This window comes from Dietzia sp. DQ11-71 (assembly GCF_014144995.1).
Taxonomy (GTDB): Bacteria; Actinomycetota; Actinomycetes; order Mycobacteriales; family Mycobacteriaceae; genus Dietzia; species Dietzia kunjamensis.
The window spans coordinates 1-10,123 of sequence record NZ_JAALDT010000066.1 but is presented as its reverse complement, the minus strand read 5'-3'; the positions used below and the strand labels follow the sequence as shown (position 1 = coordinate 10,123).

The 10,123-nt window shown below is 70.2% G+C and carries 8 protein-coding genes and 1 pseudogene; 2 read left to right on the top strand and 7 right to left on the bottom strand.

Annotation, left to right across the window (positions count from 1 at the left end; translation table 11 throughout):
- The 7 genes and pseudogenes from G6023_RS02660 to aceA all read right to left on the bottom strand — a co-directional run.
- Window positions 1-686, bottom strand: a pseudogene (locus tag G6023_RS02660) (hypothetical protein); the annotation flags it as partial.
- 79 nt (window positions 687-765) lie between these two features.
- Window positions 766-1,287, bottom strand: a complete 522-nt coding sequence (locus G6023_RS02655; RefSeq protein ID WP_096906772.1) for a helix-turn-helix domain-containing protein — start codon at window positions 1,285-1,287, stop codon at window positions 766-768.
- A 141-nt stretch (window positions 1,288-1,428) separates the two neighbouring features.
- Entirely contained in the window at window positions 1,429-2,637 is a 1,209-nt protein-coding gene (locus G6023_RS02650; RefSeq protein ID WP_067717127.1) for a DUF445 domain-containing protein, read from the bottom strand.
- An 89-nt stretch (window positions 2,638-2,726) separates the two neighbouring features.
- The gene (locus G6023_RS02645) at window positions 2,727-3,035 is read right to left on the bottom strand and encodes a hypothetical protein (RefSeq protein ID WP_067717129.1); all 309 of its coding nucleotides are present in this window, start codon (window positions 3,033-3,035) and stop codon (window positions 2,727-2,729) included.
- A gap of 55 nt (window positions 3,036-3,090) precedes the next feature.
- A complete protein-coding gene (metE, locus tag G6023_RS02640; RefSeq protein ID WP_241727634.1) occupies window positions 3,091-5,517 on the bottom strand; it encodes a 5-methyltetrahydropteroyltriglutamate--homocysteine S-methyltransferase in 2,427 nt (808 codons plus the stop codon).
- Window positions 5,480-6,397: a 3-hydroxybutyryl-CoA dehydrogenase gene (locus G6023_RS02635; RefSeq protein WP_182634015.1), complete on the bottom strand. Its 918-nt coding sequence runs from the start codon at window positions 6,395-6,397 to the stop codon at window positions 5,480-5,482. Before G6023_RS02635 ends, metE begins: the two co-directional genes overlap by 38 nt.
- Window positions 6,398-6,532: 135 nt before the next feature.
- Complete coding sequence (gene aceA, locus G6023_RS02630) at window positions 6,533-7,822, bottom strand: isocitrate lyase (RefSeq protein ID WP_067717135.1); 1,290 nt, start codon at window positions 7,820-7,822, stop codon at window positions 6,533-6,535.
- A gap of 194 nt (window positions 7,823-8,016) precedes the next feature.
- On the opposite strand from aceA, the gene ramB reads away from it, so the two are divergent.
- Both ramB and G6023_RS02620 read left to right on the top strand, forming a co-directional pair.
- Window positions 8,017-9,471: an acetate metabolism transcriptional regulator RamB gene (gene ramB / locus G6023_RS02625; RefSeq protein WP_067717137.1), complete on the top strand. Its 1,455-nt coding sequence runs from the start codon at window positions 8,017-8,019 to the stop codon at window positions 9,469-9,471.
- A 5-nt stretch (window positions 9,472-9,476) separates the two neighbouring features.
- Window positions 9,477-10,061 (top strand): carboxymuconolactone decarboxylase family protein, encoded by a 585-nt coding sequence (locus tag G6023_RS02620; RefSeq protein WP_182634014.1) that lies wholly within the window; start codon window positions 9,477-9,479, stop codon window positions 10,059-10,061.
- The last annotated feature ends 62 nt before the right edge of the window (window positions 10,062-10,123 follow it).

Genomic DNA, 10,123 nt, shown 5'->3' with positions numbered 1-10,123 from the left:
GTCTCGGCCGCCTGGCGGGCGCTCTTGGAGACGCGGCCAGCCGCCTTCACACCGATCGTGCGGGTCTGGCGGGCGACGGTGCCGAGGGCGTCCTCGCCCAGTTCGACCTGCTCCTCGACGGCGCCGGCGGCGCGGGCCACCTGCTCGTTGACTCGGGCCAGGCCGGCCTCGAGCTGCGGGTTCTCCTCGCGGAGCCGGCTCACGACGTCCTCACCGCGGGCGGCGAGGCCACCGTAGATCCCGGCCGCGACCTGGACGTACGCGTCGGCGACCTTGCGCAGCTCCTCCGGGCGGAACCGGGTGACGAGCTCCTCGACCTCGGCCGGCAGGGCCTGGACGCGCTCGGGGACCTCGTTCACGCGGTGCTGGACCTCGGTGACGCGGGTCTGCGCCCCGGCCACGCGCTCGTTGATGCGGTTCTGCGCCTCGGCCACGCGCTCGGTGACCTTGGTCTGCGCTTCGGTGACGGCCTCCTCGGCGCGACGGCGCAGGTCCGCGACCATGCCGGAGACGGCCTGGATGGCGAGGTCGTTGACCCCGACGTAGGCGTAGACCGGGGTGCGCACGGCGGCGATGGCCTGACCGAGCGGGCCCTCCAGGGCCTGCTCCTTGACGGCCTCGCCCTTGGCCTTCTGCTCGGCGGCCTCGGCGGCGGTCTTCTTGGAAGTGGGCTTCTTGTCGGCCATTTTGACTCCTCGGTGGTGTCGTGCGGGTGTTCTCTTGTGCGGTGTCACGTGGCCCTGCGGGCCGTCGTCCGGAGTTCCCTCAGGGAACGTTGACGACCTGGGCGGCTGCCGTTGCGTTGTTCGCTCGGAACGACTCGTAGATCTCCACGAGCACCTCCCTCTGTCGCTCTGTGAGGTCCGGGGCGGTGAGGATCGCATCCCTCACCGGACTCCCCTGCTTGAGTTCGAGGATCCCCGCGCGGGCGTAGAGCACCTCGGCGGACAACCTCAGACCTCGGGCGATCTGACCCAGGACCTCGGCGGACGGCTTGCGGAGCCCGCGTTCGATCTGGCTCAGATACGGGTTGGAGACGCCGGCACGCTCCGCGAGCTGCCGGATGGACACCTCGGCGGCCTCCCGCTGGGCGCGGATGAACGACCCGATGTCCTGCGACTCGGACGAACGCTTGTCGTCCTCACCGTGCGAGGTGAGGTCGCTGTGACGCGGCACCTCACCCGTCGGCTTGTTGCGACGCGCGAGGGTTGCGGCGGTCGGTTCATCGACCTGTGCTCCGGTGCTCTCCGCAGCCTCGTCGTGTGTGTGTCCACTCTGTGCGGCCATGGAGTCACCTCCCTCCGGCGTCCGTCTCTCATCGCCTGACCCCAACGCTAGCAACGGGTGCTTGCTACAGCAAGCGCTATGTGTACGGCGATGCGGTGCGATGGGTCACACCGGCCCGTCGGGATCAGACCTGGGCCGGGATCAGAAGATGAGCTCGGTGGTGGTGTGGATGACGAGCCCCGCCAGGGCCCCCACGACCGTGCCGTTGATGCGGATGAACTGCAGGTCCTTGCCCGCGAGCAACTCGATCTTGTCGGAGGCCTCGTCGGCGTCCCACCGTTCGACGGTCTCGGAGATGATCGAGGTGACCTCGCCGGCGTAGTTCTCCGCGACGTAGCGAGCGGTGCGGGTCATGTAGTCGTCGAGGCGCGCCCGCATCTTCCCGTCCCCGACGAGCATGTCGGCCAGACGGCCCAGGAGATCGTCGATCTTCACCCGCAGCGTGGACGACGAGTCCTCGGTGGCCTCGACGATCATGCGCTTGGCGGCCGCCCACGCCGATCCGGCGGCGCGGCGCACCTCGTCGCGGCCCATGACCTCGTGCTTGAACGTCTCGAGCTTGGCCATGGTGGACGGGTCGTGCTGGAGGTCACGGGCGAAGTCCTCGACGAACCCGATCAGCGCCACCCGCACGGGATGCTGCTTGTCGACCTTGATCTGCCAGGTCCACTCGCGCAGCTCGCGGTAGGCACGCTCGGAGAGCAGTTCGTTGACGAACTGGGGCGCCCACGTGGGGGCCTTCTCGCGGACCCAGCGGTCGATGGTCTCGGGGTTGGCCTCCACCCAGCCGTGGGCGCGGTCGGCCATGAGGTCCATCAGCGGCAGATGGCGTCCCTCATCGAGGAGCTCGGCGAGGATCCGACCGGCCGGCGGCCCCCATTCCGGCTCGGCGATGCGGGCGACGATGGTGCGTTCGATGATCGCGACGGCGTCGTCGTCGCGGAGCACGGCCAGAACGGCACGGATGGCCTTGGCGGCCTGGTCCGAGGCCATCGCGCGGTGGTCGTCCTCGGCCAGCCACTCACCGGCGCGTTCGGGGATGCGGGCGCCGCGGACCTTCTCGCTCACCATCTCGGGGTCGAGGAAGTTCTCCCCCACGAACCCGCCGAGGGAGGTGCCCAGCTGGTCCTTCTTCTTGCGGATGAGCGCGGTGTGCGGGATGGGGATCCCCAGCGGGTGCTTGAACAGGGCGGTGACGGCGAACCAGTCGGCCAGCCCGCCGACCATCCCCGCCTCGGCGGCGGCGCGGACGTAACCCACCCAGGGGTCGGCGCCGTTGTGTAGCGCGTACTCCGCGACCAGATAGACCAGTCCGGCCACGACGAGGAACCCCGTCGCGACCATCTTCATACGACGGAGGGCTGACCTCCGCTCGGCGTCGGTCGCCGGGTCGCCCGCCCTGAGAGCGGGCGCGCCGGCACCCACGACCGGGTCGACCGTCAGTGTGCGTCCTCGCGGCCGTGCTTACGGAAGCCGTACATGCAGATGAACAGCCCGAGGAGGAAGACGGCGGTGGTCGCCACGACGGCCGCGATGACCAGCCCCAGCGAGACCCCGGCGTTCTCCGTGTAGTACCCGATGGCGGTGATGGGCAGGCCCAGCATGCTCATGCTCAGCAGGAGGATGACAGACCCCACGTAGATCGAGGTCGAGTACAGCGGGTACGTGGGGGCGACCTCCGTCGCGTACGGCGGGTAGTACTCCTCGACGATGGCGGCACCAGTGTGCTCGAGCGTCTGACCGGCCATGATGTCGTCCTCTTCTCTCAACTACCGATCCCGGGCCCGTGACCCGAGACTTGCTTCAGTGTCCGATCTTATTGGAACCCCGGGGATCCGGGGCAACCGCCCGTCGGATCCGCCGCGCGGCGGCGACAAGATTGCGCAGGCTCGGCTCCAACTGCCAGGTGTAACGGCTCTTGAGCCCCCCGTCCGGCACCGCCCACACGCGGTCCACCCCCACCGCGTCCACCGCCCGGAGCAGCCTCGAGTGCAGCAGGTCGATGTCCGGGACGAACCCCGACCGTGACTCGTACACCCCGGGCGCGACCTGACGGGTCAGGGTGTGATCCTCCAGGGCCTCCAGTACCCACTCGATCGACCGCGTCGCGACGATCGCGGTGACGTCGGCGTCGAGTCCCTCGATCGCCGCCCTCATCTCCCGCAAAGACGAGTAGGTGAGGTGCGTGTGGATCTGGGTGTCCGGTCGCGTCCCGGCCGAGGCCAGGCGGAAGGTGCCCACCGCCCAGTCGAGGTACGCGCGTCGGTCCGCGCCGCGGCGCGGCAGGAGTTCCCGGATGGCGGGTTCGTCGATCTGGATGATCGCCGTCCCCGCCGCCTCCAGGTCCGCCACCTCGTCGCGCACCACCAGCGCGAGCTGCGTGGCGACCTCGGGCAGTGCCAGGTCCGTGCGGCAGAAGGACCGCGCGAGCATCGTCACCGGGCCGGTGACCATCCCCTTCACCGGCCGGTCGGTCAGCGACTGCGCGTACCCGGTCCACTCCACGGTCATCGGCGCGGGTCGGGCCACGTCGCCGTACAGGATCGGCGGCCGCACACAGCGCGAGCCGTAGGACTGCACCCAGCCGCTGCGGGTGGCGGCGAACCCGTCGAGCAGTTCGGCGAAGTACTGCACCATGTCGTTGCGCTCGACCTCGCCATGCACCAGCACGTCCAGCCCGATGTCCTCCTGCAGCCGGATCACCGAGGCGATCTCGGCGCGCAGGTAGTCGCAGTACCTGTCGTAGTCGATCCGCCCGTCCGCCAGGTCCCTGCGGGCACGCCGGATCTCCCGCGTCTGCGGGAACGAGCCCAGCGTCGCCGTCGGCAGCGTGGGCAGTCCGAGCCGGTCGGCCTGCCGGGCAGCCCGCTCGGCGTAGGGGACGCGGACCTTGTCGTCGTCGTCGACCCGGGCGGTCCTCGCCCGCACGTCGTCGCGGCGCGCGCTGGGCAGTACCGGCAACCGGCGCCAGCGCGGTGTGGGGCCGTCGACCAGGGCGTGCGCGAGCGAGACCACCTCGGCGACCTTCTGCTCGGCGAACGCCAGCGAGTCCGCGAGCTCGGCGGGCAGGTCGGGCTCGGCGTTCACGTCGTACGGCACGTGCAGCAGCGTGCACGAGGTCGACACCACCACGTCCGGGAAGACGGCCCGCAGGTCACGCAGGTAGTCCAGGGTGGCGAACTTGTCGGTGCGCCACACGTTCTGGCCGTCCACGACACCGGCGTAGAGACGCTTGCCGCGCAGCCCCGGCACGGCCGCGAGGTCCGCCGCCGACCGCCGCCCGTACACGAGGTCCAGGCCGATCGCCTCGATGCCGGTGGCCGCCAGCGCCGACAGCGCCTCCCCCGGGTCGCCGTACTGCCCCGTCACCAGGATGCGCGGCCGCGTCACCACAGCCGCCAGCCGGTCGTAGGCACGGCGCAACTCCGTGATCTCGTCAGGCGTGCGCTCCATCGTCATGCACGGCTCGTCGAACTGCACGCACGTCACGCCGGCTCCGGCCAGGACGCCCAGCAGCGCCTCGTACTCCGTGAGCAGGCGGGCGAGCAGGTCGATCGGCGCGAATCCCGGCGCGGCGCCGGGCGCCGCCTTGCTCAGCAGCAGCAGCGAGACCGGGCCGGTGACGACGGGCCTGATCTCGAACCCCTGCTCCCGCGCCCGCGCCACCTCCGCGAGCAGCTCGTCCGGCCGCAGCCCCAGCTCGGAGGACTCGTCGAACTCCGGCTGGCGGTACAGGTAGGAGGTGCCCTGCAGCGGGACCAGTTCGAGCGGCGGGACGTCGGCGCGGCCGCGGGCGAGCGCGAAGACGGTGTCGACGGGGCCGAGGTCGCGGACGAGCTCGCGGAACCGCGCGGGGACCGCGCCCATGAGCAGGGCGTCGTCGAGGATGTGGTCGTAGAAGGAGAAGGTGTTGCCGGGGATCTGCGTGATGCCCGTGGCGCGCAGGTCGTGCCACGTGGCGTCGCGGAGTCTGCGGCCGGTGGCGAGCAGCTCGGCCCGGGTACCGTCACCGTGCCAGTAGCGCTCGAGCGCGCGTTTGAGCTCGCGACGCGGACCGATGCGCGGGTACCCGAGGACGGACGAGGCGCGGGTGGGTTCGAGGTGCGGCGGCGTGGGCGACGACGGTGGCTGTGACGACGGCGGCGGCGGTGACTGTGACGACGACGACGACGACGACGACGACGACATGATCTCAGCGCGCGGCGCGTGCCATCGCCCGCGGCGCGTCATAGCGGTAGAAACCTTGGCCGCTCTTCTTGCCGAGCCTGCCCGCCTCGACCATCCGCAACAACAGCGGCGGCGGCGAGTACAGCGGCTCGGCGAACTCGGTGTACATCGAGTCGGCGATCGCCTTGATGGTGTCCAGACCGACGAGGTCTGCCAGGGTGAGCGGCCCCATGGGGTGGGCGCAGCCCAGGACCATGGCCTTGTCGATGTCCTCCGGGGTGGCGAACCCGGACTCGGCCATCCGGATGGCGGAGAGCAGGTATGGCACGAGCAGGGCGTTGACCACGGCCCCGGCGCGGTCGGCGGAGTGGACGACCTGTTTGCCCAGGACCTGCTCGGCGAACGCCTGTGCCCGGTCGCGGGCCGCGGCCCCGGTCTCGAGCGTGCTCACCAGCTCGACGAGCGGAAGCACGGGAACCGGGTTGAAGAAGTGCATACCGATCACGCGCTCGGGCCGGGCGGTACACGTGCCGAGCTTCATGATGGGGATCGACGAGGTGTTGGAGGCCAGGACGGCGTCGGGGTCGGTGACGACCGCGTCGAGTTCGCGGAACACGGCGGTCTTGGCGTCGGTGTCCTCGACGATCGCCTCGATGACCAGCTGCCGATCGACGAAGTCGCCGAGGTCGGTGGTGAAACGCAACCGCAGGGCGGCCTGCTCACGCTCGCGGGCGGTGATCTTGCCGGAGGACACTCCCTTGTCCAGAGAGTCGAGGACGCGGGCGCGGCCGCTGGTGGTCAGCTCCCGGGTGGACTCCCAGACGAGGACGTCGAGATGCGCGCGGGCGCACACCTCGGCGATGCCGGCGCCCATCTGTCCGGCGCCCACCACGCCGACGCGGGTGATCCGCCCCGGGTCGGCGCCGTCGCGGGAGCTGTTCATCTGTCCAGGGTCCTTCGGGAGGAGGGAACTTGAGGGTGGAGACACCACCGGGGGCCGGGCCGCCTCGTCGAGACGGCCGCGGCCCCCGGTGTGTTCACGCTGTTACCGCGTCGACCGTGTGGGGTCGACCGGTGGTCAGTGGAACTGACCCTCCTCGGTGGAGCCCTTCAGCGCCGCGGTGGACGTGTTGGGGTCGACCGTGGTGGCGATGCGGTCGAAGTAACCGGCGCCGACCTCGCGCTGGTGCTTGACGGCGGTGAAGCCACGCTCCTCGGCGGCCTTGAACTCGCGCTGCTGCAGCTCGACGAACGCGGTCATCTGGTTGCGGGCGTAGCCGTGGGCCAGGTCGAACATGCCGTAGTTGAGCGAGTGGAAACCGGCCAGGGTGATGAACTGGAACTTGAAGCCCATCGCGCCGAGCTCCTTCTGGAACTTGGCGATGGTCTCGTCGTCCAGGTTCGCCTTCCAGTTGAAGGAGGGCGAGCAGTTGTAGGCCAGCAGCTGGTCCGGGAACTCGGCCTTGACGCCCTCGGCGAACTTCTTGGCGTACTCGAGATCCGGGGTGCCGGTCTCCATCCAGATCATGTCGGCGAACGGGGCGTAGGCCTTCGCACGCTCGATGCACGGCTCGATGCCGTTCTTGACGTGGTAGAAGCCCTCGGCGGTGCGCTCACCGGTGATGAACGGGCGGTCACGCTCGTCCACGTCGGAGGTGATGAGGGTCGCGGCCTCGGCGTCGGTGCGCGCGATGATCACGGACGGCACGTTGGCCACATCCGAGGCGAGGCGGGCCGAGGTCAGGGTGCGGATGTGCTGGTTGGTCGGGATCAGCACCTTGCCACCGAGGTGGCCGCACTTCTTCTCCGACGCGAGCTGGTCCTCCCAGTGCACACCGGCCGCACCGGCGTTGATCATGGCCTTCTGCAGCTCGTAGGCGTTCAGGGCGCCACCGAAGCCGGCCTCGGCGTCGGCCACGATCGGGGCGAGCCAGTTCTCGACCGAGGTGTCGCCCTCGATGCGGGCGATCTCGTCGGCACGCAGCAGTGCGTTGTTGATGCGGCGGACGACGGTCGGGACCGAGTTGGCCGGGTACAGCGACTGGTCCGGGTAGGTGTGGCCCGAGAGGTTGGCGTCGCCGGCGACCTGCCAGCCGGAGAGGTACACGGCCTCGAGGCCGGCACGGATCTGCTGGACGGCCTGGTTACCCGTCAGGGCGCCGAGGGAGTTGACGAAGTCCTTGTTGTTGACCTTGTCCCAGAGGATCTCCGCACCACGACGGGCGAGGGTGTGCTCCTCGACGACGGTGCCCTGCAGCTCCGCGACCTGCTCGGCCGTGTAGTTGCGGGTGATGCCCTTCCAGCGGGGGTTGGTGTCCCAGTCCTGCTGGATCTCTTCAGCGGTACGTGCCTTGCCGATGTTCGACATCGCGACTCTTTTCTGTCTCGGGGGCGGGTCCGGATTCGCACTCTTGCGAGTTACGGCCCCTTACGGGAGACACAATGCCACATGGCAGGCAGCGCGTCTACCTGCGACAAGTGCGAATGTGGCGAGTTTCTTTGCCTTCTTTGCAAAGTTTGCGAAGATTGTGGGGCTCGCCACGGACCTCGGAGGGAAAGCCGATGACGGCCTCACATATGGGATCGCGACTCCGCCGACTGCGCGAGGAGAACGGCCTGACCCAGGCCGCCTTCGCCCAGTCGCTCGGCTTGTCGTCGTCGTACCTCAACCAACTCGAGAAGGACGCCCGCCCCGTCACCTCCCGGGTCCTGGTGAAGATCTCCGAGGTCTACGGCGTGGACTCCGCGTTCTTCGCCTCGGACTCGGACACCCGGCTCATCGCGGCGGTCACCGAGGCGCTCACCGACACGCAGCTCTCCGCCGAGGTCCCGGCCGCCGAGGTGGTCGACCTCGTCCGCGCGCACCCCGCGCTCGCCCGTGCCTTCATGCTCCTGCACCAGCGCTACCGCAACTCCGCGGACCTGCTCGCCGCGCTGACCGAAACCCGCAACGTCCCGGACACCTCGGTCGACCGCTCGGTGCTGTCCATGCCGCACGAGGAGGTGCGGGACTACTTCTACCAACGGCAGAACTACATCGACTCCCTCGACACCGCCGCCGAGGACCTCACCACCCGCATCCGGCTCAACCGCGGCGACGTCCGCGCCGAGCTCGAACACCGCCTGGCCGAGGCCCACGGGGTCCGCATCGCCCGCCGCGTCGACCTACCCGACGGGCTGTGGCACCGCTATTCCACCGAGGACCGCCGTCTCGACCTGTCCGCCCACCTCACGCCCGGCCAGCAGGCGTTCCGCGTGGCCTCCGAGCTGGCCTTCCTCGAGCACCGCGACCTGCTCGACAGCCTCGTCGAGGAGGGTTCGTTCAGCTCCCCCGCCGCCGTCGCGCTCGCGCTGCGCGGCCTGGCCAGCTACTTCGCCGCCGCCGTGCTCATGCCCTACCAGCGCTTCCTCGACACCGCCGAGGACTTCCGCTACGACGTGGAGCGGCTCATGGCCTTCCACGCCACCGGCTACGAGACGGTGTGTCACCGCCTGTCGACCCTGCAGCGACCGGGCGCGGCCGGGGTGCCGTTCAGCTTCGTGCGCGTCGACCGCGCCGGCAACATGTCCAAGCGTCAGTCCGCGACCGGGTTCCACTTCACGACCTCCGGTGGCACGTGCCCGCTGTGGAACATCTACGAGTCGTTCTCGTTCCCCGGCAAGATCATGCGGCAGGTCGCGCAGATGCCCGACGGCCGCCTTCACCTGTGGGTCTCGCGCACCGTCACCACCCGTCCGATGCGTTTCGGCCAGCCGCGCAAGACGTTCGCCATCGGCCTGGGCTGCGAGGCCCGCCACGCCCACCGGACCGTGTACGCGCAGGGCCTCGACCTCGACGACGTCGACGCCGCCACCAAGATCGGCTCCGGCTGCCGCATGTGCGACCGCCCCGCGTGCCCGCAGCGGGCCTTCCCGCCGCTCAACCACGCGCTGCGGGTGGACGCCCACCGGTCCTCGCTCTCGCCGTATCTCCTCGACCAACCGTCCGCCCCCGGCGGGACCGCTGGCCTACCCTGACTGCCATGAGCCAGCCCCACGAGAGCAGCGACAGCCACGACGGCACCGCCGCGCAGGTCCCCCGCATCCGGCCCGGCGGCTTCCGGGAGCTCGGCCCGTTCGGCTGGGCCGTCAACCGGCTCGGTGCACGCGTCACCGGCTCGCGCGACGTGAACCTCTTCGCCACCCTCGGCCACGCCCGCCGGCTCTTCCCCGCGTGGCTCGCCTACTCCGGGATGATGATGCCGTTCGGCGTGCTGGACCGCCGCACCACCGAGCTGGTCATCCTGCGCGTCGCGCACCTGCGGGGCAGCGCGTACGAGCGGGCCCACCACGAGCGGATCGGCGCGGGCGTGGGTCTCGACGACGACGAGATCACCCGCACGACAGCCGACCCCGCCACCGCCGGGTGGCCGAACCGGCTGCGTGTGCTGTTGACCGCAGTCGACGAGCTGGTGCTGACCAAGGACATCTCCGCCGACACGTGGGCCGGGCTCTCGTCGCACCTCGGCTCGTCCGAACTGGTGGGGCTGGTGCAGTTGGTGGCGCAGTACGACGGGTTGGCCACGTCGCTGCACGCCCTCCGGGTCCAGCCGGACCGCCCCCGCTGACCCGCCGCGCCTGACCCCGCCGCGGCCTGCTCCACCCCGCGGCCTGCTCCACCCCGCGGCTC